Genomic DNA, 22598 nt, shown 5'->3' with positions numbered 1-22598 from the left:
GTTCCAGGCCCGGCGCAGACGTTCGTCAGGTTGTTCGCAGCAGCTCCACCCCATCCGCCTTGAACATGGCCTTGACCCCCCGCACCGCCTGCCGGATGCGCGCCTCGTTCTCGATCAGCGCGAAGCGCACGTGGTCATCCCCGTGGTCGCCGAAGCCGATACCGGGCGACACCGAGACCTTGGCCTTCGCGAGCATCTGCTTGGCGAACTCCAGCGAGCCGAGCGCGCGGTACGGCTCGGGGATGCGCGCCCAGATGTACATCGAGGCCTTCGGCGACTCGACCATCCAGCCGGCCTCGTGCAGGCCCTTCACCAGCACGTCGCGGCGGCGCTGGTACTGCGCGGCGATGTCCTTCACGCACTGCTGGTCGCCCTCCAGCGCTGCGATCGCCGCCACCTGCAGCGGCGTGAAGGTGCCGTAGTCGTGGTACGCCTTGATGCGCGCGAGGGCCGCCACCAGGTCGCGGTTGCCGACCATGAAGCCGACGCGCCAGCCGGCCATGTTGTAGCTCTTCGACAGCGTGAAGAACTCGACCGCGATCTCCTTGGCGCCCGGCACCTGCATGATCGACGGCGCCTTCCAGCCGTCGAACACGATGTCGGCGTAGGCCAGGTCGTGCACCACGAAGATGTCGTGCTTGCGCGCGAGCGCCACCACGCGCTCGAAGAAATCGAGCTCGACGCACTGCGCCGTCGGGTTGCTCGGGAAGCCCAGCACCATCATCTTCGGCTTCGGGTAGCTGCCGCGGATCGCGCGCTCCAGCTCGGCGAAGAAGTCGACGCCCGGCACCAGCGGCACCGAGCGGATGTCGGCCCCGGCGATCACCGCGCCGTAGATGTGGATCGGGTAGCTCGGGTCGGGCACCAGCACGGTGTCGCCGCGGTCCAGCGTCGCGAGCATCAGGTGCGACAGGCCCTCCTTCGAGCCGATCGTCACGATGGCCTCGCTGTCGGGATCGATCGCGACGCCGTAGCGGTCCTGGTACCAGTGCGAGATCGCGCGGCGCAGGCGCGGAATGCCCTTCGACGTGGAGTAGCCGTGCGTGTCGGGCCGCTGCGCCACCTCGGCGAGCTTCGCGACGATGTGCGCCGGCGTGGCACCGTCAGGGTTGCCCATGCTCATGTCGATGATGTCTTCGCCGCGCCGTCGCGCAGCGGCGCGCAGCTCGGCAGTGATGTTGAAGACGTAGGGGGGAAGGCGGTCGATGCGCGCAAAGCGGCGCTGGCCTGCAGACGAGGACATGGAGGAAGACTTTCACGTGAGCGCCCGGAACCGTCCGAGCGACGTGAGCCGCGTGAGGCGGCCCGGCGGGGATGGTAACCGGGCCGGGTGCGACATCGCGCGGCGATCCCTAGTAGATGCCGCGATGTTTCAGGCTTTCCATCGCTGCCTCTCGCCTCTCCTGCAAATCTACGATTTCAGTGCGCATGTTGCGCAACACGCGCTCAAGCCGTGGCTTGCTGAATTCACGCCGATCCGCTGCCGCCGCACTCATCTCATTCAGCGCTTCCCGGAAAGGCTTGATGCATTTTCGGATTGCGCGGTTCTCGCCAATCAACTCGATGTACGCGAGAAGGGCCTTGAGCGCACTCTTCGGTCCTTTGCCTTCTTCACCCATGAGTTTCTCGGCGCAATCGAGACCGCGAATCAGCAACGCGGTCGCAGGCTGGTTGGCGAAGGCTTTTCGGGTTGTCCGGGTGATGTTGTATGGGTGCTGCCCAGCGTAGAGCCTCACTCCGGTGCAAGTTCGCGCGTTCTCTCTGGATTTCTGCATGTTCCCGGCCGCATCATTTCGATGCTCTGTTTCCTTCGGCAACCTGTCTCGTTTCGAAGTCGCCCAAAACACTTTCCTCAGCATGCTTGCTCCTCAGCCCGCCAGCACAGACCCACGTCCGTCACGTCCGTCACGTCCCTGAGTAACAGCACCCCTCCCCCGAGTTCCCTGACCGCAACCGGGCCTTCAACGCCGGCGCGGCTTCACACCAGCGTTGTCGGTTCGCACATCCGCCCCCCGCACCTCGAACCTCACCATCTGCAGCAGCACTCCATCGCGCCCCGTCAGCTTCAGCTCATGCCGCCCCGGCCACGGCGCCCAGTGCAGCCGCTCGCCCTGCCCCAGCGCCTTGCCGTCCATCCACCAGGTGCCGGCCTCGCCTTCCAGCACGATGCGCTGCGCGGCGGGCGGCATGTCGGGGTCGATCGCGAAGATGCTGCCGTCGCGCGGGCTGGCGATGCCGAAGCGCTGCGCGCCGCGCACCTGCCTGCTCGCGCTCCACAGCGCCTGCTCGGTGCCAGCGACGAACACGTCGTCGCGCGCCGCCTCGCGCTGGTCGTCGAAGCGGATCGCCATCGGCACCACGCCCGCCGGCACTGCCGGCCGCTTCGACGGCGCGCCGTCATGCAGCACGCGCACCAGCGCTTGCCACACCGGCGCGGCGCCGCTGACACCGCTCACGTCGTGCATCGCCTCGCCGCTCGCGTTGCCGACCCACACGCCGACGGTGTAGCGGTCGGTGTAGCCGACGCACCAGTTGTCGCGCATGTCCTTGCTGGTGCCGGTCTTCACCGCGGCGAAACCCTTCGTGACCAGGCTGCTGTCCAGCCCGAAGGTGCGGGCACGCGCCGCGTTGTCAGCCAGGATGTCGGTGACGAGCCAGCTGGCGGCCGCACTCGCCACGCGCTTCGGCACCGCCGCCGCACCGTGCAACGTGGGTGGCGAGAACAGCCCGCCATTCGCCAGCGCCCGGTACGCGTTCGTCAGCGCCAGCAGGCTCACATCTGCGCTGCCGAGCGCCAGCGAATGCCCGTAGAAGCCGCCGCTCTCGGGCAGCGCCAGGCCCAGCGCGTTCAGCCGTTCGACCAGCGCATCGGGCCCGAGCATCGCACCCACCCGCACCGCCGGCACGTTCAGGCTCGCACCGAGCGCGGTGCGCGCGCTGACCCAGCCCTTGAACGCATGGTCGTAGTTCTGCGGCAGGTACAGGCCGTTGGTCGTCGCGAGCTGCGCGGGCGAATCGTCGAGCAGGCTGGCCGGCGTGATCAGCCGGCGCTCGAAGGCCAGTTCGTAGACGAAGGGCTTCAGCGTCGAGCCCGGCTGGCGTCGCGCCAGCACGCCGTCGACCTGCGCCGCATCCGAGAAACTGCCGCTGGAGCCGACCCAGGCCCGCACCTCGCCACTCGCGTTGTCGAGCACGACGATCGCGCCGTCTTCGACGTTGCGGCCCGACAGCTCGGCCAGCTGCCGCCGCAGCGTGCCGACGGCGAAACGCTGCAGCCGCGCATCGAGCGTCGTGCGCTGCACCATCGCTTGCGTCGACCCCTCACCCACCACCTGCCGCGCGAAATGCGGCGCGAGCTGCTCGCCGAGCGGCATGCCGCCCTGGCGCAGCAGCGCGGTCTGCGCGAGCGCGGTGACGCCCTTGCAATCGAGCTTCTGCAGCTGCAACACACCGCAGGCGCGCTGCGCGACGACGGCCGGCGTCGCGTTCGGCCCGCGCAACAGCGCTGCCGCGATCGCCGACTCGTCGACATCCAGCCCGCCAGGGTGCTTGCCGAACAGCGTCTGCGACAGCGCATCGATGCCGACCACCTCGCCGCGGAACGCGACCCGGTTCAGGTAGGCCTCGAGGATCTCGCTCTTCTTCCAGCGCGCATCGAGCCGCGTCGCGGTGACGGCCTGGCCGAGCTTCTGCGCGACACTGCGCCCGCCGACCGGCCGCGCCAGGTCGTCGTCGAGCAGGCCGGCCAGCTGCATCGTCAGCGTCGATGCGCCGCGCGTGCGGGTGTTCCACACGTTGGCCCACGCGCTCTTCGCGACCGCACCCCAGTCGATGCCGCTGTGCTCGTAGAAGCGCCGATCCTCGCTGAGTACGATGGCCTGCAGCAGTGCGGGCGAAACCTCCTGCAGCGGCACCCAGGCCAGCCGGCGCGCGCTCTTGTCGACGCGCACCGTCTGCAGCGGCGTGCCGTCGCGGGCGAGCAGCGTCACGTCGGACGGCTTCCACGCCGACTTCACGTCGTTGAAAGTCGGCAGCGCCTGCGCCGTCGTCGCTGCGAGCAGCAACAGTGAAGCGCAGGCCACCCACTTCACGGCGCGACCTCGATCGCCGCGTTCGGCAGCTCCCCGAAACTCTCCGGCGCGTACATCGCCTCGACGCGCGTCGGCGGCAGCGCAAAGCGGCCGGGGTTGTTCAGCCGCACGGTGTACTCGATCACATGCTTGCCGCGCGGCAGGTAGTCGAAGTAGCTGCGGAAGGCCTCGAAGCTGCGTTCCTCGAAGACGGGCCACGCCCCCTGTCGCTTCTCGCCCTGCGTCGCGATCGCGCTGTCGCGGCCGAGGCCCGAGCCGAGCAGCGTCGCGCCACCCGGCACCGGGTCGCTGACCACCACCCAGGTCATGTCCGACTGCGCGTCCACCTCGACCCGCACCCGCAGCACATCGCCGCGCGACCACTTGGATTTGTCCTTCTGCTCGACCGCGGTGACCGTGCGAGCGAGGCTGTAGCCGGCGCGGATCGGCTCCTTCAGCGGGATCGCCGCGAGGCTCTGCACCGTGAGCCACGGCTTGCCCGAGCCCTCCTGCGACACGCTCAGCGTGCCGGCCGCCTCGGGCCACGGCAGTTTCACGCTGCCGCCGTCGGCCGACTTGCCCCAGTCGATCGCGACCGTCGCACCCCCGGTGCCGGCCACCGTGCGCCCGGCCACCTTCGCCGATTCGAACTTCGCCGAGAACTTGTCGAGCGCCAGCGAGCCCCACAGGTTGGCCGTCGTCGTGAGCCAGGCGCCGCCGCGCTGCCGGCCGAGGCTGCCGACCACCATGCGCGGCAGGTCGTCGCGCCAGGCCGGGTCGTCGAGCACCGCGAGGATCAGCCGCGCCGCATTGGCATCGGCGCTGTCCATCAGCCACCACCAGAAGTCGTCGCCCTCGTTGCTGAAGCGCAGCGTCGTGCCGGCATAGGTCAGCCGGCTGCGCAGGATCTGCTGCACTTCGTCCAGCCGCTTGGCCTGCTCGGGCACGCCCTGCACGCGGCGCAGGATGCCGAGCCAGTCGATCACCGCCGCGGTCGGCCACTGGTTCGGCGTGAGGTTCACCGAGCCGAGCATCTTCGGCTGCGCGCGGCCGTAGCGCGACAGGGCCTCGATCGCGGCGAGCTTGCGCACGTCCAGGTCGGCCCGCGGCGACCAGAACTTGCGCTCGATGCGGCCCTCGACGAACGCGGTCAGCCCGTCCAGCATGCTGTCGCGCGCGGCCGGCGGCAGCTCGAAGCCGGCCTCGTTCGTCGCGGCGAGCACGTAGGCGGTGAGCCGGTCGCTGCCGCGCGGGCCATCTTCGGCGCGCGGCGGGAAGTAGCTCGCGAGCCCGTCGCTGTCGAGGTAGGTCGGCAGCGCGTTCGCGACGCCGGCCCACAACTTCGCGTCCTTCAGGCCCACCGACTTCGAGGTCTTCTGCTCGAGGCAGATGAACGGGTAGGTCTCGAAGTAGCGGCGGATGCCGGGCAGCGCGCCGGTCAGCTTCGGCTGCACGCCGACGTTCAGGCCGCCGCGCTTGGTGCCGCTCGCCGGCAGCGCATCGGCCGGCGCAGCGACCGGTAGCGTGAACGGGCCGTCGAGCTGCGACAGCGTCGCCTGCAGCACGCGCACCGGCACCGCGGCGCTGACGAGCTGCGTGAGCTTCAGGCGGTCCCTCGCCTTGTCGCTGCCGGCGAGCTCCTCGGCACCGGCCTCCCACGCGATGCTGAACACCTCGGCCGGCACGTCGACCGGCCAGCTCAGCTCCTTCGCGCCGCCGGCCGGCAGCACCGCCTCCTGCGGCGGCAGCTCGATCGGCGTGCGCACGATGTCGGCGCCGCGCTCGCCGCCGCTGTTCGCTGTGCCGGCGAGCGTGGCCCGCACCTTCATCTCGTGCGTGGTGGTGTTGCGCAGCGTCAGCATCGCGCTGAACCGGTCGCCGTCGCGCACCAGCGGCGGCAGGCCCGACAACACCTGCAAGTCCTGCGTCACGCGGATGCTGGTGCTGCCGCTGCCGAACTGCTGCACGCCGGCATCGGCCACCGCGACCAGCCGGAAGCTGGTCAGCGAATCGTTCAGCGGCACCTCGACCACCGCCTCGCCGTTGGCGTCCAGCGCCACCTGGGCCTTCCACAGCAGCAGCGTGTCGAACAGCTCGCGCGTCGCGTTCTTGCCGCCACCGCCGCCGGCCGCCACCGCCTTGCGGCCGTAGTGGCGCCGGCCGATGATCTCGCTCTGCCCGGTGGCGGTCTCCACGCCGAGCGCGCGCGGCTTCAGCATCGCGCCGAGCAGGTCCCACGAATCGTTCGGGCGCAGTGCCAGCAGGCCCTCGTCGACGGCGGCGAACGCCACCTCGGCATTGGCGAGCGGCTTGCCGTCGTGCAGCACCTTGATGCGCGCCTTCGCGGTCTGGCGCACCGCGTACTGCGGCTTGTCGGCCGTCACGCTCACGTCCAGCCGGTGCTCCTGCACGCCCACCTTCAGCGCCGCGATGCCGAGCTTGAAGGCCGGCTTCGACAGGTCGACCATCGCGGTCGGCGCCTGGTACTCGCGGCCCTCGTACCAGAACGAGCGCACCCAGTTCAGCGGCTCCTTCCAGCCCCAGCTGAAGAACGAATACCACGGCACCTCGCGGATGCGCCCGCGCAGCACCAGCACGTCGACATACACGTTCGGGCCCCAGGATTTCTCGATCTTCAGCTCGACCGTCGGGTCGTCGCCGCGCAGCGTCAGCACGCGCGTCGCGATCACGCCCTCGCGCTCGACGCTGACCAGCGCGGTCGCCTCGCGGAACGGCATGCGCACCTGCAGCCGCGCGGTCTCGCCGGGCTCGTAGCTCTTCTTCTCGGGCAGCACGTCGATGCGGTCGTCGTTGTCCTGCGCGAACCACAGCTCGCCCTGCTTCGTGACCCACACGCTGGCGGCCGATTCGGCGACATTGCCCGCCTTGTCGCTCGCCTTCGCGATCAGCTCGACCTGGCCGGCGTTCTCGAGCGCCGCATCGCACAGCAGCAGGCCGCGGTCGTCGGTGCTGCCGCTGCACACGGTGCCGAGCTCCTTGACCTCGGTGCGGTTGTCGTAGGCGTAGAAGCCGCCGACCATGCGCTTGCGCGTGCTGATCACCTGCGACAGCCGGCCCCGCACCTCGACCGCCTGGCCCTTCAGCGGCTTGCCGGCGGTGTCCAGCGCCAGCACCTGCAGCTTCACCTGGCCCCGCGCGCTCGCCCACGAGCCGGTCTTCACCCCCAGCACGACGGCGCTCGGCCACAGCGCGACGGTGGTCGACGCGGTCTGCACCTCGCCGTTCGGATCGTTGAAGGTGACCTCGGTGACGAGCTCGCTCGGCCGCTTGATCGCGGGCAGGTCTTTCAGCGTGGCGCTGGCGGCGCCGTCGCGGTCGGTCGTCAGCGGCAGCTTGTCGGCGACCACCTTGCCGCTCGATTCGGGCGTGCCCTCGTCACCGTCGTCACCGCGCGCGGCCTGCTTCGGGTCGCGCGGCGGCTCGAAGCTGAACTCGTCGTAGCCCGCGAAGCCGCTCGCGCGGCTGCGCAGCAAGGCCGTCAGCCGGGCCGGCGCCTGCGCCATCCCGCCGCCGGCGAAGTAGTTCAGCTGCACGCCGATCGGCAGCTCCTTCGGCGCGACCGGCACCTCCTTCGGCCCGCTGACGCGCGCATCGACCAGCGGCAGCCGGAACTCCTCGACGCGGAAGCTGCCGGCCGACCAGCCGCTGCGCTCGCGGTCACCGCCGCCTTCGCGCTCCAGCGTCACGTCGTAGACGCCGAGCTTGGCGGCCGGCGGGATGTTCCAGCTCGAGGCCGCGCTGCGCGTGCCGTTCCAGCTCAAGGGCAGCGTCACTTCCTGCCCGCTGCCCTGGTGCACGATCTTCAGCCGCGTCGGCAGCCGCTCGGCCGGCACCGCGGCCAGGCCGCTGCTGGTCTCGCGGCGCATGAAGTGCTTCATCGACACCGTCTCGCCGGCGCGCAGCAGCGTGCGGTCGAACACCGTGTGCGCCTGCACGTCGGGCTGCGCATCGTGGCTGGTCGGGAAGCTGAAGCGCCAGGTCTCGATGCCCTTCTGCCAGCTGCTGAAGACGAAGGCGGTGTCGGTCAGGCCCTTCGGCGTCGGCTTGCGCGCGGTGACGAAGAAGCCGCTGTCGGCCGGGCACTCGCCGGCCCGCTCCAGCACCTGGTCGATGCGGGCCAGGCCGTTCGCATCGGTGCGGCCGGCCCACAGCCGCTGGCCACGGCAGTCGTTGACCGCAATGTCGGCGTCGGCCACCGGCTTGCCGCGGTCGAGCGTCGTGACCCAGACCACGCTGTTCTCGCGGCCGAGCTTGAAGTGCACGCCGAGGTTGGTGACCAGCACGCCGGCGCGCACGTACATCGGCGCCTTCTTGTCGAGCAGGGCTTCGCCGAGGCGGCGCGATTCGATCTCGACCACGTGGTAGCCGGGGTCGGGGATCGGGATGCCGACCACCTCGAACGGCCGCGGGTCGCCGCCGACGAGCTGCGGCAGGTCCATGCGCTTCACGTCGGCGCCGCCGTTCAGCAGCGACAGCTCGCGGGTCTCGACGACGCGCTCGTGGCGCACTTCCTTGCTGCGACCCTTGCCGTCGACGACGCGCTCGGTCTCGTAGTGCTGCGATGCCGGCAGGCCGGCCTCCTTCGCGGTGAGGCGGCTCTCGTGGTAGCGGGCGACGCGGGCATACCACTGCAGGATGTCGGCATCGGTGCGCAGCGTCTTGATGCGCACCGCGCCGCCGCCCGCGGCCGGCCGCAGGTCGCCCTGCACATGGCGCAGCGTGACCGGCAGCATCGCATCGGCATTCAGCTCGACGACGCCGAACGGTGCGGCGGCGAACTTCGCGATCGGCGGCGCGTCGCCGGTCGCGACCTTCAGCGGGAAGCTCGCGGCATTCGCGAGCGCGCGGCCCGAGCTGTCCTTCAGGTTGCGCGGCAGCTCGATCGTGAAGGCGCTGCGCTCGGGCAGCGGCATCGGGAAGCGCAGGCTGTCGACCTCGGCCGCCTTGTCGTCGGCATCGAACTCCGGCGCGATCGCCTTGCCCGAGGCCGGCTGCAGCCGGACCGCCGCCGCCAGCTCGCGCGGCAGCTGCGACGAGAAGCGCAGCGTCAGCGGGCGGATCGGCAGGCACGGTGCCTCGGCACGCTCGCGCTCGCAGCTGAACTCGGCGGTGAAGGCCTTGCGCACGCGGAAGTTCAGGCGCTGCTCGGTGCGCGTGACGATCTTCGGGTTGGCCTGCGCCGCGATGCCGGCGCCCCAGACCAGGCGCAACGCGGCGTCGGGCGGCAGCGGGCGCTGGCAGGTCAGCACGACGATGCGCTCGGCCTGCTTCTCGAGCTGGCGCGCCTTCAGGATCTCGTCGCGGACCGCGCCCGTCACCACCCGCACCGGCATGCGTTCGCCGATGCCGTCGACCTCGCAGGCCGCATGGGCGGCCACGGTGGCCTCGACGGCCGGGCCGGTCAGCCGCAGCACGAAATGCTGGTCTTCCTCGACCAGGTTGCCGGCGTACGGCTGGGTCGATTCGATGGCCGGGCCGCCGGTGCTGAACGTGAACTCGCTGCCGCCGGTCAGCGCGCCGTTCAGCGGCTTCCAGTCGGACTTCGCCTTCAGCGTGCAGCGCGTGCCGGGCGGCAACGCCTCGCGGAAGTCATACAGCCAGACGCGGTCGTTGGCCCAGCGGCCCGAGCCGGCGCGCGTGGCACCTTCGCACACCACGCCGAGCGGATCGGGCAGCCGCAGGTCGCCGAACGGCACCACCGCCTCGGAGAACTTCACCGTGACCTGGCGCACCTGCGCGACCTCGCCCTGCGGGCTGATCGACGTGATGGTGGCGGCGCGGGCCGGGCCGGGCGCTGCAGCCAGCACGGCAAGCAGCGCGAACGTGGCGGCGCCGAGGGCCCGGGCGATGGATCGTGGCATGCCGTCTCCTCCAGAAGTGCCGGGAGGATAAGCCACGCCGTGGCCGATTCCGATGGGGTCCGGTGGAGCTCAGCCTTCCTGGCGGCGTTCTTCTTCCATCTGGCGGCGGCGCTGGCCTTCGAGCTCGCGCAGCCGCGCATCGATGATCGATGCGTCGATGAAATCGACCTTGCCGCCCGGCGTGCGGGCCAGCCGCTGGCCGGCGCGCAGGCGGTCGACGGCGCCGGTCAGGTCGCCCACCGCATAGTGCGATTCGGCTTCGGCGCGCAGCGAACGCAGCTGCTGGCCGAGCTGCTCCCAGGTGCGGCTGAGCTGCTGCCAGGCGAGCGCGTCGCTCGGGTGCAGCGTGGTCCAGGTCTGCAGGTCGTCGGCGCTGCGCTTGACGGCCGGGTCGGTCTTCGGCGACGCCAGCGCCACCTGCGCCTGCAGCAGCAGCACCGCGCGCGACGGCGTGGCGCCGGCCTCGAGGTACGGCTTCAGCACCTGGCCGGCGCGCGCGCCGTCGCCACGCTCGGCCAGCGACTGCGCCTGCAGCATCACGACCTCGCGCTCGGCGACGGCATCGCTGCGCGGGCTGCCGCGCACCACGCCGAGCGCCACCTTCAGCGCCGCATCGGCGCGGGTCCAGTCGTGCAGCAGCGTCGACGCGAGCGCGCTCGCATAGGCGGCGTTCAGGCGATCGGCCACGCTGGCATCGGGCGCCACGCTGTCCTGCGACTGCCAGCGGCGCAGCGCGTCGATGCGGGTGTCCATCAGCACGCGGGCGCGCGCCTGCGCGGCCACGTGGGCGAGCACGCTGACCGGCGCCACCGGCGCGGCCGTGCCCAGGCGCTGGCGGGCGTCGCCGATGCGCTCGGTGGTGATCGGGTGGGTGCGCAGGTACGGGAAGCCACCGCTGTCGTTCAGGTGCGAGGCCTGGTCGAGCTTCTCGAACATCGCCGCCATGCCGCCGGGCGCGAAGCCGGCGCCGGTGAGCACGTTGAAGCCGACGCGGTCGGCCTCGCGCTCCATGTCGCGCGAGAAGTTCAGCTGGCCCTGCACCGACGCGGCCTGCGAGCCGGTGAAGATCGCGTTGGCGCCGTCGACGCGGTTGCTGCGGGTCGCGGCGATCACGCCGAGGATCATGCCGGCCAGGCCGATCAGCGACTGGCGCCGGCTGTTGACCATGCCGCGCGCGATGTGGCGCTGCGTGACGTGCGACATCTCGTGCGCGAGCACCGAGGCGAGTTCGTCGCGCGTGGCGGTCATCGCGATCAGGCCCAGGTGCACGCCGACGTAGCCGCCGGGCAGCGCGAACGCGTTGACGGTCTTGTCGCGCACCAGGAACGGCTCCCAGGCGAAGCGCTGGTCGGTCTCGGCACCGATGTTGCCCTGGGCGCGCGAGGCCGCCACCAGCGGCTGCCAGATCGATTGCAGGTACTCGACGAGGACGGGGTCGTCGAGGTAGTCGGGATCCTGTCGGATCGCCCGCATGATCTGGTCGCCCAGCCGGCGCTCGGTGCCGACGCTCAGGTCGTCGGAGATCGAATCGCCGAGCGCGGGCAGCGCGTTCTGCGTGGCCGGTGGGGGGGTGTCCTGCGCACGCACCCCGGCGCTGCCGATGAGCAGGGCCAGCGCGCACAGCGATGCGGTGAGGCGGGTGGAGCGTGAACGTGTCATCCGGTGGGGCACGAAGGCGAGGAGCGGCCGATCGCTATGATGCCAGCGCCACGTTGCCCGGATGTTTCCCTTCATGTCCAAGCCCCTTCCCCCAGCACAGTCCCAGCCCGCGAGCGGCCTGACCCATTTCGACGCGCAGGGGCAGGCGCACATGGTCGACGTGTCGGGCAAGGCCGAGACGCACCGCATCGCGCGCGCCGCCGGCGTGATCCGCATGCAGCCGGCCACGCTCGCGCTGATCCAGGGCGGCACGGCCAAGAAGGGCGACGTGATCGGCATCGCCCGCATCGCCGCCATCCAGGCCAGCAAGCGGACCGCCGAGCTCATCCCGCTGTGCCATCCGCTGCCRATCACCAAGGTCGCGGTGGAGTTCGAGATCGACGCGGCGGCGAGCCTGGTGCGCTGTACCGCGCAGGTCGAGACGCTCGGGCGCACCGGCGTCGAGATGGAGGCGCTGACGGCGGTGCAGGTCGGGCTGCTGACCGTCTACGACATGTGCAAGGCGGTCGACCGCGGGATGGTGATGGGGGAGATCCGGGTGCTGGAGAAGCACGGGGGGAAGTCGGGGGATTGGGTGGCGGCTGCTTGAGCCGGCGTCAGAAGTCGCGCCAGCGGCTGATCAGCCCGCCCTTCTTGGAACGGATCATCAGCGCGCGAGGTGCGCGAAACCGCACCAATCGGGCATACAGCCACACGTACAGCACGCAGAAGATCGCCGCGACGATCTGCAGTGCGAGGGTGTGGCGCCACAGCAGCGATGCCGGCAGGACGGCGAAGCTCGACAGCGCCCACAGATAGGGCGCTGTCAGGCTGTTGCGCAGCGTGAGGCTGGCGGCCTCCTGGCGCCCGACGGCCCAACGCACCAGCCGGCGAAAGATCAGCGTGTGCAGATGCAGGCCGTCCGGCAGGCCGGGGCTCGTGCCGCGCAGGAAACGTCGGCGCCACACCGAGAACACGGTCTCGAACACCGGGTACACGAACAGCACCAGCGCGTACCAGGCCGACACCTGCGGGTGCCGCGCCACCAGCAGGATCACCAGCACCGCCAGCAGATAGCCGACGAAATACGCGCCGCCGTCGCCCAGGAAGATCAGCCCGCGTGGCCAGTTCCAGACGAGGAATCCGACCAGGGCGCCGGTGGCGGCCAGCGCGGTGGCGACGATCAGCGGATCCCCCACCTGCAGGCCCACGTAAGCCAGCGACAGGAACATCGCGCTGGCCACCACGGCCGCCAGTCCGTTATAGCCATCAATGATGTTGATCGCGTTGGCCAGTCCGCCGACGGCCATCGTGCTCAGCAGCAGGCTCACGGCGTTATAGAGCAGCAGGGCATCGAGAAAGCCGATATCGACGCGCCGTACTTCCGCGCCGAGCCAGAAGAACGCGATGGCACCGCTCAGCATGGTCGCGAGCAGGCGCGGCAGCACGCCGACGCGCTTGGTCATGTCTTCGGCCAGGCCGGTCAGCAGCGCCGGCGCACCGGCCAGCAGCAGCAACGAAAAACTGCCCACCAACGCCGGAGCAGTGGCCGTCATCAACAGTGCCAGCCCGAGCATCGCCACCAGCAAGGCCAGGCCTCCGACGCGCGGCGTCGACACGGCGTGGAACTTCTGCACGCCGGTCCGGGTGTCGTCCCAAGGCAAGGATCCATGCCGACGCGAGACCCGGATAATGAGCCCGGATATGACGAATGAAATCAACAGCGCAACGACGAAACTGGTCATGGGTTTTGCGGGAAGGCGCAGCAGGGCGGCGAGCGCACGCGCTACGGTAGCAGAAGCTCATGGGCCCGGGCCGCGCGTGCCGCACCGATCCGGCGAATGACGCTCCCGGCATGATCCGCCACATCGCGAAGGCCAATGCGATCCTGCTGTTCCAGTACGCGGCGGGGGCGCTGGTGCCGCTGCTGCTCGTGCCCCACATCGTGCGCTCAATCGGTCTGGCGAACTATGGCCACCTGGCAGTGGCCCTCGCGTGGGCAGGCTTCGGAGGGCTCATCACGCAGTACGCATTCCAGCTGACTGGCCCGCAGCGCCTGGCCGGCGACCCGTCCGCGACGGACACGATCCTGGCCGATGTCGTGGTGGGCAAGGCCACTCTGCTGGCCGTCGTGCTGCCGCTGATGGTGCTCGTGGCCGCCACGCAGGCCCCTCCCGGCGCCGCTGGCACCGGGAGCTGGCTCGTGCTGCTGCTGGTCCCGATCGGTGCAGCGGCCAATGCGAGCTGGTTTCTGCAGTTCCAGGGACGCTTCCTCCGGGTTGCGCTCGCCGCCATCGTGGGCTCGTGCGGGGCGCTGGCGCTCGGGTGGTGGGGGGTCGTCGGCAACGGCACCGTATCGGTGGTGGCCGCCGCCGTGTCGTTGTCGTTCGGAGGCGTGTTCGTCGGCCTGGTCACCTTGTGCTCGGCCTGGCGGCTCGCCGGCCTGCGGCGCGACACCGTACGCAACAGCCGCCCGTTGCCGCTGCTGCGAGAGGACTGGCCGCTGTTCGCTTCCCAACTGGCCTCCGCGTTGTACACCGTGGCGGGCCCGATCCTGATCAACCAGGTGGCCGGTGCGTCGTCGGCCGGCAGCTACAGCGCCGTCGAGCGTGTGGTCAACGCGCTGGCGGCGGCATGCCAGCTGACCTACGTCGCCGCCTACCCGCGCCTGGCCAGCAGCTACGTCAACGACCGGCGCGCCTATTGGCGCCTGCTTACCCAGCTCATCGGGGCTCATCTCGCGGCGACAACGCTGCTGGCCGGCATCATATGGACTTGCCGCGAGCCGTTGTCGGCGTTCATCTTCGGCACGACAGCCGAGGACACGCGGTCCTTGCTGGCCTGGGGCCTCGGGTGGCTGGTGGTCGGCATATTCGGTCCGGCATTGACGGGATACCTGACCTTGAGCCATCGCAAGCCGAAGGTGATGTCGCTGAACCTCGCAGTCCTCGGCATCTGTGTCCTGGTCGGCATTCCCGCCATCGCGGCATTCGGACCCACCGGCTGGATGGCCACCCTGGTCTGCTCGCAGCTCGTCGTGCTGATGGTCGGAATCCACTACTGGCGGTCGCGAGACGAAGCGCAGGAGACCTGACATGTGCGGCATCGCCGGATTCATCGACCTCTCGCGGGCCACGGAGGCTGCCGAAAGCACCTTGCGCGAGATGCTGGCCCGCATCGCGCATCGCGGACCCGACGACAGCGGAACCTGGCTGCACGACGGCGTCGCGATCGGGCACCTGAGACTGGCGATCGTCGACACCTCGCCCTCCGGCCACCAGCCGATGCTCAGCACCAGCGGGCGCTACGTGCTGGCCTTCAACGGCGAGATCTACAACCACGCCAGCCTGCGCAACGAACTCGTCGCACGCGGCGCGGTGTTCAAGGGCCACTCCGACACCGAAGTCCTGCTGGCGCTGATCGAGGAGCAGGGGCTCGCCGCTGCGTTGACCCGCTGCGTCGGCATGTTCGCGATCGCCTTGTGGGACCGGCAGCAGCGGCGGCTGGCGTTGGCGCGAGACCGGTTCGGCGAGAAGCCGATCTACTACACCCGCCAACACAACAGCTTCCTGTTCGCGTCCGAGTTGAAGGCGTTGGCGGCCCATCCATCGTTCGAGCGGCGCTTGAACCTGCATGCGGTGGCCCAGCTGATGCGCTTCGGCTACATCGCCGCGCCGCACAGCATCTATGAGAACGTGCACAAGCTGGAACCGGCGGCCATCCTGCAGCTGGACATCGACGCAGCCTCGGCTGCACCGACCTTCCATCACTACTGGCGTGCCGAGGACGCTTTCGCGCAGGGCCTGGCAAAGCCCTTCGAGGGCAGCTTCGAGGACGCGGTCGGCGCACTGGACACCCTGCTTCGGAATGCCGTGAAGGGACAGATGCAGGCGGACGTTCCGCTCGGCGCGATGCTGTCCGGCGGCATCGACTCCTCGACCATCGTGGCGCTGATGCAGGCGCAGTCCGCCACGCCGATCCGGACGTACTGCATCGGTTTCGACTCGCCCGCCTCGGACGAGGCCCCGCACGCGCGTGCGGTCGCACAGCACCTGCAGACCCTGCACACCGAGCTCTACGTCAGCAGTGCCCACGCGCGCGCCGTGATTCCGCAGTTGCCGACGCTGTATGACGAGCCGCTCGGCGACTCGTCCCAGATCCCGACCTTCCTGCTGGCCGGACTGGTTCGCCGGGATCTCACCGTGGCGCTGTCCGGCGACGGCGGCGACGAGGTGTTCGGCGGCTATCCGAAGTACCTGGTCGGCAGGCGCTACGCGGGCCTGCCGGGGCGGCATGCATTCGCGGCGCTGCTGGCCGCCGTTCCGTGGCGCGCTGCCCAGGCGCTGTCGGCCCCGTTGCCGCGGCCGATCGCTTCGCGCCTGGTCGCACAACGACTTCGCCTTCGCCACGCCTTGCTGTCGGCCCGCGGCCCGACGGACATTGCCGAGGTGCTGGCGCGGGTTTCGCAGGATGACCTCGACATCGTGCCGGGTGCGCGCCGCCTGGAGACCGTCTTCTCCGCGCCAGCCCCTCTCGCACAAGGGCGTCAGCCCGATTACGTGCGGGCCGCCATGCTGCTCGACCAGCGCGCCTATCTGCCGGGCGACATCCTCGCCAAAGTGGACCGTGCCACCATGGCCAACAGCCTGGAAAGCCGCGCGCCGCTGCTCGACCACCGCGTCGCCGAGCTGGCGGCGTCGCTGCCCACCGAGTACCTGGTCGGTGCGGGCCAATCGAAGCGCGTGCTGCGCGAACTGCTTTACCGCTACGTGCCGCGCGCGTTGGTCGAGCGCCCGAAGCAGGGCTTCTCGGCGCCACTGGCCGACTGGCTGCGTTCAGACCTGCACGATTGGGCGGCCGACCTGATCCACGGCAGCAAGGGATCGCCCTCGTTGAACCGCCCGTTCTGCGCCCGGCTGCTGGCCGAGCATCGGGCGGCCCAGGCCGACCACTCCGGCGTGCTGTGGTGCGTGCTGAGCTTCCTGGCCTGGGCGGACGCATGGCTGTGAGCACCGGTCGCCTGCTGGTCTACACCTGCGTCGCCGGCAACTACGACGAGCTGCCGGCGCCGCTCGTCGAGAGCGCGGACATCGACTTCATCTGCCTGTCGGACGCGGCCGTGTCCGTGCCGTCGCCCTGGATCCTGCAGCGCCTACCGGCCATGCCGCTGAGCGCGCCGGAGTTGAACCGCTACGCCAAGATGCACCCGCACCTGATTTTCCCGGAGCACGAGGCGAGTCTCTACGTGGACGGAAACATCCAGATCATCTCGGATCCTCGTCCGATGGCCGCGAACGCGCTCGCCAGCCACGACCTGTCGCTCTATGCGCACCCGTTTCGCGACTGCGCCTACCAGGAAGCCGAAGAGTGCGCCGCGATCGGATACGCCTGGTCGGCGACCATCCGGCGCCAGATGCGCGGCTATGCGGCCGAGGGTTTTCCGCGCGGACACGGCCTCCATGAGGCCGGCGTGATCGTGCGCCGCCACGCTTCACCTGGCGTCCAGCGCCTGATGGCGGCGTGGTGGGCGGCATACCGCAGCGGCGTCCGGCGCGACCAGATCAGCCTTCCGTTCCTGGCGTGGAAGCTGGGCGTGCCGATCGGAAACCTCGGCCCGAGCGATCCTCGTTTCACACAGCGGTATTTCCGGTTGCGCGAGGGTCACCGCCGACCCGTGCCATCGCGCATCCTGATGCGGGGCCGGCTCAACCGGCTGTGGGATCGGTTGGCAAGCCGGCTGCGGATCGGCCCACCGGCCGGCTCGAACTGACGAGCTTTCCTCAGTCGCGCGCGCTCGACTGGGGTCCGGCGCGCGACAGCAGGCCGTCACGCAGTCCGCGCAGCATCGGTGGCAGGTTCTGCGATCGAGCCTCGCTCAGGAAGCCGAAGAAGAGCACGATGTGGAGGCACTGCTTGATGTCGGCGGTGCGCCAGCGCCAACTGGCGTACGGCCGGCGCCACACCAGGACGCTGTTGCGCACGATGTAGTAGTAGCGGAAGGGCCGATGCGCCGGCACCTGGCGCCAGCGCATCCACCAGACACGCAGCGTGTGCTCGCCCAATCGGTGCTGGAGTACCGCTGACGACACGCCGGCCAGCATGAAGCCGCGCGACCGCGCGCGCAGGCACCACTCGGTGTCGACCTTGTCGATGAACAGGCTTTCATCCATGTCCCCGACTGTTTCAAGCGCGGCCCGCGTGGCGAGGCAGCCGGATGCGATCAGCATGTCGCAGGCAACCCAGGGCCGTGCCGTCGACGCCGCCAGCCTGCGGTAGCCGAACCACCCGAAGCGGACGAAATCGGCCGTCACGCCACTGCCCTGCAATGCCGGTCCGACAGCGGCGACACGATGGCCGGCGAGGCGCATGGCATCGGCTGCGCAGACGAGCTCGGACACCATGTCCGTCGCCGGAACGCTGTCCTGGTCCAGCAACAGGACAAAGTCGCTGCCACGCTCCAACGCGCGCCGGATGCCGATGTTCTGCGCCGCGGCGACGCCGCGGTTCTCGGGCAGGCGCACAAGCTCGACGCCTGACAGCGTCGATTCGAGGCGGCCGGGCATGCCGCCGCTCGCGTTGTCGACGACCACGGCATGTACGACCTGGCCGTGCAGCGCGTCGAGCAACAACTGCAGGCGCGCGGGATCGGGCTCGAAGGTGACGATGACCGCGCAGACGCGCTGCGCGGCCGTGCGCGCGGAAGCAATCATCGGCGAATCCCGGCCGGCAGCGGACGGGCGAGGCCGAAGATCCCCGCGAGCGCCCCGCTCGACAGGCGGGCGAGCTTGGCCAGCCGCCGGTCCTCGACCAATGCGATGCCGGTCGCTTCATAGGCGAGACGAAGCAGGCAGAGTGCCGAGAATGCCGGCTCGACCAGGGCATAACGGGTCGCGAGCCACATGGTGTTGCGCCCGATCATGCCGCGCCGTCGCGGACTGTGGCCGCCCGATTGGAGCGTCATGCCGAGCACGCGGTAGGCCGTTCGCTCGCCCACCGAGTGCGCGAACTCGCAGTCGCCGTTGACGAGCACGTGCAGGCCGGCGCGCCGCGCCCGCATGCAGTATTCGGTGTCGACGTGATCGACCGCGAGACCCTCGTTGTAGGGTCCGACGCGGCGCAGCGCCGCCAGGCTCCATACCGACATCGAGTTGATGACGAAGGCGACCGGCCGCGTGCCGGTGAACTCACGCGGCAGATGATGGAAGCGCCAGCGCGACAGTTCGAGGTGGCGGGCCCGCAGCCCGGTCGCCCGGTCGCGATGGGCGGGCGCCACGGCCGCGGTGTCGCTGCGCGAAAAGGCACTTCGCGTCGATGGATGGGCAAGGAACGCCGACAGGCTGGCCGTGTCGGAATCGTCGTCGACGAAGACGACATGGCGCAGCGCGGCGGCGTCGGCATCGCCCAGCCGTCGCAGCGCAGCGTTGTAGGCCCCCGCGAGACCTCCGGCATTGCCGTTGACCAGCACGCTGGCATTCGACGGCAGCGCAACGGCATCGGCCACGGCGGGATGGCCCGACGGCGAGTTGTCGACGATGAGCAGCCGCTTCACGGCGCCTGCCAGCGATGCAATCGACGCCGCAGTGCCGGCCCGCGGGTCGAACAGCACGAGCACGGCAGCCATCTCGTCCGCGTCGGGCGGCGCGACGGTCGAGGCGGGCGTCACGGGTGCGGCTCCCGGTGCGGCATGCCGCATGGCAACGCATAGACTTGCGCCCGATGAACGACATCACCGTATCGATCGTCAGCCACGGTCAGGGCGAACTCGCCAGCCTGCTGCTGTCGGATCTCGACCGCATCCGCTGCGATCTCGTCAGGCGGATCATCGTGACGCTGAACACCGACGAGCCGTGGTCCCCACCGGCCTCGATCGGCGGCGCACCGGTGCTGACGATCCGCAACGCGAGGCAGGCAGGCTTCGCCGCGAATCACAACGAAGCGTTCCGTCACTGCGAAACCCCGCTGTTCGTGATCGCCAATCCCGACGTGCGCCTGCACGAGGATCCGTTCGCCGCGCTCGCGCAAGCGCTGGCACATCCGCGATGTGCCCTGGCGGTGCCGTGGCAGGTGGACGCGCGCGGCCAGGTCGAAGACTTCCGGCGCCGGATCCCGACGCCGCTGTCGCTGGTTCGTCGGGCTGCCTCCCGGGACCGGCGGCTCACCGAGACGGCGGACATGGAATGGGTGGCCGGCTCGTTCATGGCCGTGCGAAGCGAGGTGTTCCGCGAGCTGGCCGGTTTCGATGCAGGCTACCGGTTGTACTGCGAGGATGTCGACCTGTGCCTGCGCCTGCAGCTCGCGGGCTGGCGCATCGAGGTGCTGCCGCACACGGTGGTCGTGCACGACGCGAGGCGCTCCTCGGGCGGCGGCAGCTGGCGGCATTTGCGATGGCATCTGATGAGCTTCGTGCGGCTGTGGACATCGCGCGCGTTCTGGCGCTACCGGAAGTCGCGATAGCCGAGCGCAGACTCGGGAGCCAGGCACTGGAAGGGCTTGTCCTTCACAGCCGCATCGTCGCAGGGCGCGAAGAAGGCTTCGGCCTGGTCGTTGTTGAACTCTCGCAGACGCCGTGCCACGTAGCGTGCACGCTGCGCATCGCCGGCCTCGTCGAGCGCACGTGCCCACGCGATCAGCAGGCGCGCATCGAGCAGGTAGTGCGGTGCGCTGCGGAACGACGGCATCGCTTCCGAAGGGTGTTCGACCGTCGTCACCGCTGCGTAGTCCGCGTGGTGCGCGAAGAACCAGCTGCGCTGGCCGTCGGCGATGCGGTCCTGCAGACTGGCCGCCCCGGCGGGCGGCGAGAAGATCGCGACGACGCGTGCGTAGTCGGCCACCGCGGCGATGCCTCCGGCGACGAGCCCGCAGCAGGCCACCGCCAACAGCAGCGGCGGCAGGCTGCGGCCGCCGCGCGCGGGGTCGCTTGCGGCAGCGCCCCGCGACAGTGCCGTGCCGAAGGCGAAGACCGTGGGCAGCAGGAAATACGCGTACCACAGCGGGTACTCGAGCTGGCTGTGCACGGCCATGGTCAGAACCATCATGGTGGCCGCACGCAGGCTGCTGCTGTCCTGCCCGGCCGGGACGCGCAAGGCCGCGCGGCACGCACACCACAGCGCGTAGAGGAGCAGCCCCAGGACGAGCAGGCCGAGTGGCAAACCCAGCTCGACCAGCAGCTGCAGCGGAAGGTTGTGGGTATGGTCGAAGAACGCCGTCGGGCGGCCCGGGAAGGCCGACAAGGTCCAGGCCAGGTTGAACTCACCCCAGCCGACGCCGGTCCAGGGCTGGGCAGCGATCATGGACAGCGTGTTCCCCCAGATGGCGAAACGCGAGCTCGACAGGTCGGACCGGTGCAACTGCGAATCGCCGCTGAACGCGTGCGTGCCGGCGCGGGCCCAGGCGTCCATGCCGACCCAGCCCAGCACGAAGACGACTGGCGCGGCCCACAGGAGCAACCGCGTCGTGCGGGACATGCGGCGATCCACCACGGCCCAGACCGCCAGCAGCGCAACGCAGATCGCCCCGGTGCGCGAGGCGGTCAGCACGATGCCGAAGATGAACAGCGGCAGCAACAGGCCGGTGCTCCAGCGCACGACGGATGTGCTCTTCGGCGCGTCCGATGCACGTTCCCGGGTCCACACCAGCGCAATCGCCGAGAGCACGAGCAGGCTGGCCAGGTGGTTGGGCTGCCGCAGGTTCGCGCCGACCCGACCGGGCGAGGAGACATGCGCGATCCAGTTGCCGTTGGTCCATTGCGGCGCGAAGGTCTGGACGAGGGCGATGCCGGTGCTCAGGACACCGGCCCATACCAGGGCCTCGCAGAACGCGCGAAAGGCGTGCTCTCCGACCTCGGTCCGTGCACCCGCCGCTGCGACACAGGTGACGAGCGCGGCCGCCACCAGCAGCCCGGCCGACGAGAGCGCAAGCGGCACGGGCAGGCCCGCCAGCAGGGCCGATGCCAGGACGCCGGCCAGCATGAGGCCGAAGGCGGCCAGCAGGCTGTTGACGGCAGCGCCCGGGTTCAGGGGCGGCCGCGGCTTCAACCAACCGGCCAGCACCATCAGGAAGAGGAACACGCCCCACCCCACCAGTGCCGCGGCCTGGTTGAGGAATGTCGCGGAAGGCGGGACGTTGTACGCCAGCGCGCCGGGCACGACAACGGCCAGGATGGCCGTGATGCGCAGCGCCTCGAGGCCGCCTCGCGAAGGCTGCGGCATCAGAAGAACCCGTCCAGCGGGAGGTAGCCGACGATGTTCGCCTGCGGTTCGTCGAGCAGCACGACCCAGCTCTCGCGGCGCGACATCAAGGGGAGAAAGCGAAGCCTGGCCGCATCCACGCCCGCCTTGGCGGCGATGGACTGCACCGCGGCGCCGGCGTCCGGATAGTGCGCAGCAAGTTCCGAAATCGGGCGGGCGGCCTTCAGCATGTCGGCACGTGCGCCGGCGATGTCCGACCAGTTGGCCGGGTCCATCGACAGATCCACGCCTCCCAGGCCCTTCGTCATCGCGCGGAAGGCGGCATCCGGTGCGGTGGGCTTCTGCGCGGCAATCAGGACCGGCCCGGTCCACGACAGCTGGCGCATGCCGGGCGGTGCGGCGGCCAGCGATTCGGTCTCGATCTCGACTGCCGTCACGACGCGCAGGCGATCGACCTCGAAGGCGACGATGGCAGGTCGCGCCAGTGCGATCGTGTAGATGCCATAGCCGAACGCGGCGACCTGCACGCAGGCAATGACGGCGATGTCGCGCACCAGCTCGCGCATCGGCTTGCCCGGCGCGGCCACAACGGCCGTCAGCACCGGACCGAGTACCAGGTCGACGGCCGTCAGGAGGACGAACAGGTTCAAGCCCCCGGTGAGCTCACCGTACGGGCTCGGGTACCAGACCAGGAACACCAGCACGCTCGCCAGCGCTGCGATGCAGGCGCTGACGAGGACATGCAAGGACGTGGCGCGGACGCGGCGTGGGAGGGCGTGGAAGATGTCCATGGCATCTCTGAAAGCGAGGTTGTGAAACGA

Annotated in this window: 15 protein-coding genes; 5 read left to right on the top strand and 10 right to left on the bottom strand. The window is 70.1% G+C overall.

All coding sequences use genetic code 11. The features are described 5' to 3' along the window. Positions 1-25 precede the first annotated feature (25 nt). The 5 genes from alaC to AC1DXV_RS04770 all read right to left on the bottom strand — a co-directional run bounded on the left by alaC (position 26) and on the right by AC1DXV_RS04770 (position 11611). A complete protein-coding gene (gene alaC, locus AC1DXV_RS04790) occupies positions 26-1243 on the bottom strand; it encodes an alanine transaminase (RefSeq protein WP_477932671.1) in 1218 nt (405 codons plus the stop codon). A 109-nt stretch (positions 1244-1352) separates the two neighbouring features. Next, positions 1353-1859, bottom strand: coding sequence for a hypothetical protein (locus AC1DXV_RS04785; protein ID WP_477864137.1), 507 nt, complete (start codon positions 1857-1859; stop codon positions 1353-1355). Between the two features lie 102 nt (positions 1860-1961). Further along, positions 1962-4091 carry a penicillin-binding protein 1C gene (pbpC, locus tag AC1DXV_RS04780; RefSeq protein WP_477932669.1) on the bottom strand — a complete coding sequence of 710 codons (2130 nt, stop codon included), beginning with the start codon at positions 4089-4091 and terminating at the stop codon, positions 1962-1964. Further along, positions 4088-9952 (bottom strand): alpha-2-macroglobulin family protein, encoded by a 5865-nt coding sequence (locus tag AC1DXV_RS04775; protein ID WP_477864139.1) that lies wholly within the window; start codon positions 9950-9952, stop codon positions 4088-4090. The genes pbpC and AC1DXV_RS04775 overlap by 4 nt, the downstream gene beginning before the upstream one ends. A gap of 69 nt (positions 9953-10021) precedes the next feature. Beyond that, positions 10022-11611, bottom strand: a complete 1590-nt coding sequence (locus tag AC1DXV_RS04770) for a M48 family metalloprotease (RefSeq protein ID WP_477864140.1) — start codon at positions 11609-11611, stop codon at positions 10022-10024. A 73-nt stretch (positions 11612-11684) separates the two neighbouring features. Here AC1DXV_RS04770 and moaC point away from each other — a divergent pair, with 73 nt between their 5' ends. Next, complete coding sequence (gene moaC, locus AC1DXV_RS04765) at positions 11685-12200, top strand: cyclic pyranopterin monophosphate synthase MoaC (protein ID WP_477864141.1); 516 nt, start codon at positions 11685-11687, stop codon at positions 12198-12200. A 7-nt stretch (positions 12201-12207) separates the two neighbouring features. Here moaC and AC1DXV_RS04760 read toward each other — a convergent pair whose 3' ends face one another. Then, on the bottom strand, positions 12208-13335 hold the full coding sequence (locus tag AC1DXV_RS04760; RefSeq protein WP_477864142.1) for an MraY family glycosyltransferase: 1128 nt from the start codon (positions 13333-13335) through the stop codon (positions 12208-12210). A 110-nt stretch (positions 13336-13445) separates the two neighbouring features. Here AC1DXV_RS04760 and AC1DXV_RS04755 point away from each other — a divergent pair, with 110 nt between their 5' ends. From AC1DXV_RS04755 to AC1DXV_RS04745, 3 genes are read left to right on the top strand one after another with little or no spacing between them, the layout of a single operon-like run. Beyond that, complete coding sequence (locus AC1DXV_RS04755) at positions 13446-14684, top strand: lipopolysaccharide biosynthesis protein (RefSeq protein ID WP_477864143.1); 1239 nt, start codon at positions 13446-13448, stop codon at positions 14682-14684. A 1-nt stretch (position 14685) separates the two neighbouring features. After that, a complete protein-coding gene (gene asnB / locus AC1DXV_RS04750) occupies positions 14686-16599 on the top strand; it encodes an asparagine synthase (glutamine-hydrolyzing) (RefSeq protein WP_477864144.1) in 1914 nt (637 codons plus the stop codon). Then, positions 16590-17360: a glycosyltransferase domain-containing protein gene (locus tag AC1DXV_RS04745; RefSeq protein WP_477864145.1), complete on the top strand. Its 771-nt coding sequence runs from the start codon at positions 16590-16592 to the stop codon at positions 17358-17360. The genes asnB and AC1DXV_RS04745 overlap by 10 nt, the downstream gene beginning before the upstream one ends. Positions 17361-17370: 10 nt before the next feature. Here AC1DXV_RS04745 and AC1DXV_RS04740 read toward each other — a convergent pair whose 3' ends face one another. Both AC1DXV_RS04740 and AC1DXV_RS04735 read right to left on the bottom strand, forming a co-directional pair. After that, a complete protein-coding gene (locus AC1DXV_RS04740; RefSeq protein WP_477864146.1) occupies positions 17371-18300 on the bottom strand; it encodes a glycosyltransferase family 2 protein in 930 nt (309 codons plus the stop codon). After that, a complete protein-coding gene (locus AC1DXV_RS04735; protein WP_477864147.1) occupies positions 18297-19253 on the bottom strand; it encodes a glycosyltransferase family protein in 957 nt (318 codons plus the stop codon). Before AC1DXV_RS04735 ends, AC1DXV_RS04740 begins: the two co-directional genes overlap by 4 nt. Before the next feature lie 53 nt (positions 19254-19306). Here AC1DXV_RS04735 and AC1DXV_RS04730 point away from each other — a divergent pair, with 53 nt between their 5' ends. Next, positions 19307-20044: a glycosyltransferase gene (locus tag AC1DXV_RS04730; RefSeq protein WP_477864148.1), complete on the top strand. Its 738-nt coding sequence runs from the start codon at positions 19307-19309 to the stop codon at positions 20042-20044. On the opposite strand, the gene AC1DXV_RS04725 is transcribed toward AC1DXV_RS04730, so the two are convergent. Together AC1DXV_RS04725 and tfpZ are read right to left on the bottom strand one after the other, a co-directional pair. After that, complete coding sequence (locus AC1DXV_RS04725; protein WP_477864149.1) at positions 20026-21798, bottom strand: PglL family O-oligosaccharyltransferase; 1773 nt, start codon at positions 21796-21798, stop codon at positions 20026-20028. The two genes, AC1DXV_RS04730 and AC1DXV_RS04725, sit on opposite strands and share 19 nt — an antisense overlap. After that, positions 21798-22568 carry a TfpX/TfpZ family type IV pilin accessory protein gene (gene tfpZ, locus AC1DXV_RS04720; RefSeq protein WP_477932667.1) on the bottom strand — a complete coding sequence of 257 codons (771 nt, stop codon included), beginning with the start codon at positions 22566-22568 and terminating at the stop codon, positions 21798-21800. Before tfpZ ends, AC1DXV_RS04725 begins: the two co-directional genes overlap by 1 nt. Positions 22569-22598: the final 30 nt, after the last annotated feature.

The sequence above is a fragment of the Rhizobacter sp. P3_C12 genome, assembly GCF_056402735.1.
This window is presented reverse-complemented; position numbering and strand designations above follow the sequence as displayed.

Excerpts from the sequence above, each read along its gene's own strand:
- alaC (WP_477932671.1), bottom strand. The coding sequence starts at position 1,243 with ATGTCCTCGTCTGCAGGCCAGCGCCGCTTTGCGCGCATCGACCGCCTT.
- AC1DXV_RS04785 (WP_477864137.1), bottom strand. The coding sequence starts at position 1,859 with ATGCTGAGGAAAGTGTTTTGGGCGACTTCGAAACGAGACAGGTTGCCG.
- AC1DXV_RS04775 (WP_477864139.1), bottom strand. The coding sequence starts at position 9,952 with ATGCCACGATCCATCGCCCGGGCCCTCGGCGCCGCCACGTTCGCGCTG.
- AC1DXV_RS04770 (WP_477864140.1), bottom strand. The coding sequence starts at position 11,611 with ATGACACGTTCACGCTCCACCCGCCTCACCGCATCGCTGTGCGCGCTG.
- AC1DXV_RS04760 (WP_477864142.1), bottom strand. The coding sequence starts at position 13,335 with ATGACCAGTTTCGTCGTTGCGCTGTTGATTTCATTCGTCATATCCGGG.
- AC1DXV_RS04755 (WP_477864143.1), top strand. The coding sequence starts at position 13,446 with ATGATCCGCCACATCGCGAAGGCCAATGCGATCCTGCTGTTCCAGTAC.
- asnB (WP_477864144.1), top strand. The coding sequence starts at position 14,686 with ATGTGCGGCATCGCCGGATTCATCGACCTCTCGCGGGCCACGGAGGCT.
- AC1DXV_RS04745 (WP_477864145.1), top strand. The coding sequence starts at position 16,590 with ATGGCTGTGAGCACCGGTCGCCTGCTGGTCTACACCTGCGTCGCCGGC.
- AC1DXV_RS04740 (WP_477864146.1), bottom strand. The coding sequence starts at position 18,300 with ATGATTGCTTCCGCGCGCACGGCCGCGCAGCGCGTCTGCGCGGTCATC.
- AC1DXV_RS04730 (WP_477864148.1), top strand. The coding sequence starts at position 19,307 with ATGAACGACATCACCGTATCGATCGTCAGCCACGGTCAGGGCGAACTC.
- AC1DXV_RS04725 (WP_477864149.1), bottom strand. The coding sequence starts at position 21,798 with ATGCCGCAGCCTTCGCGAGGCGGCCTCGAGGCGCTGCGCATCACGGCC.
- tfpZ (WP_477932667.1), bottom strand. The coding sequence starts at position 22,568 with ATGGACATCTTCCACGCCCTCCCACGCCGCGTCCGCGCCACGTCCTTG.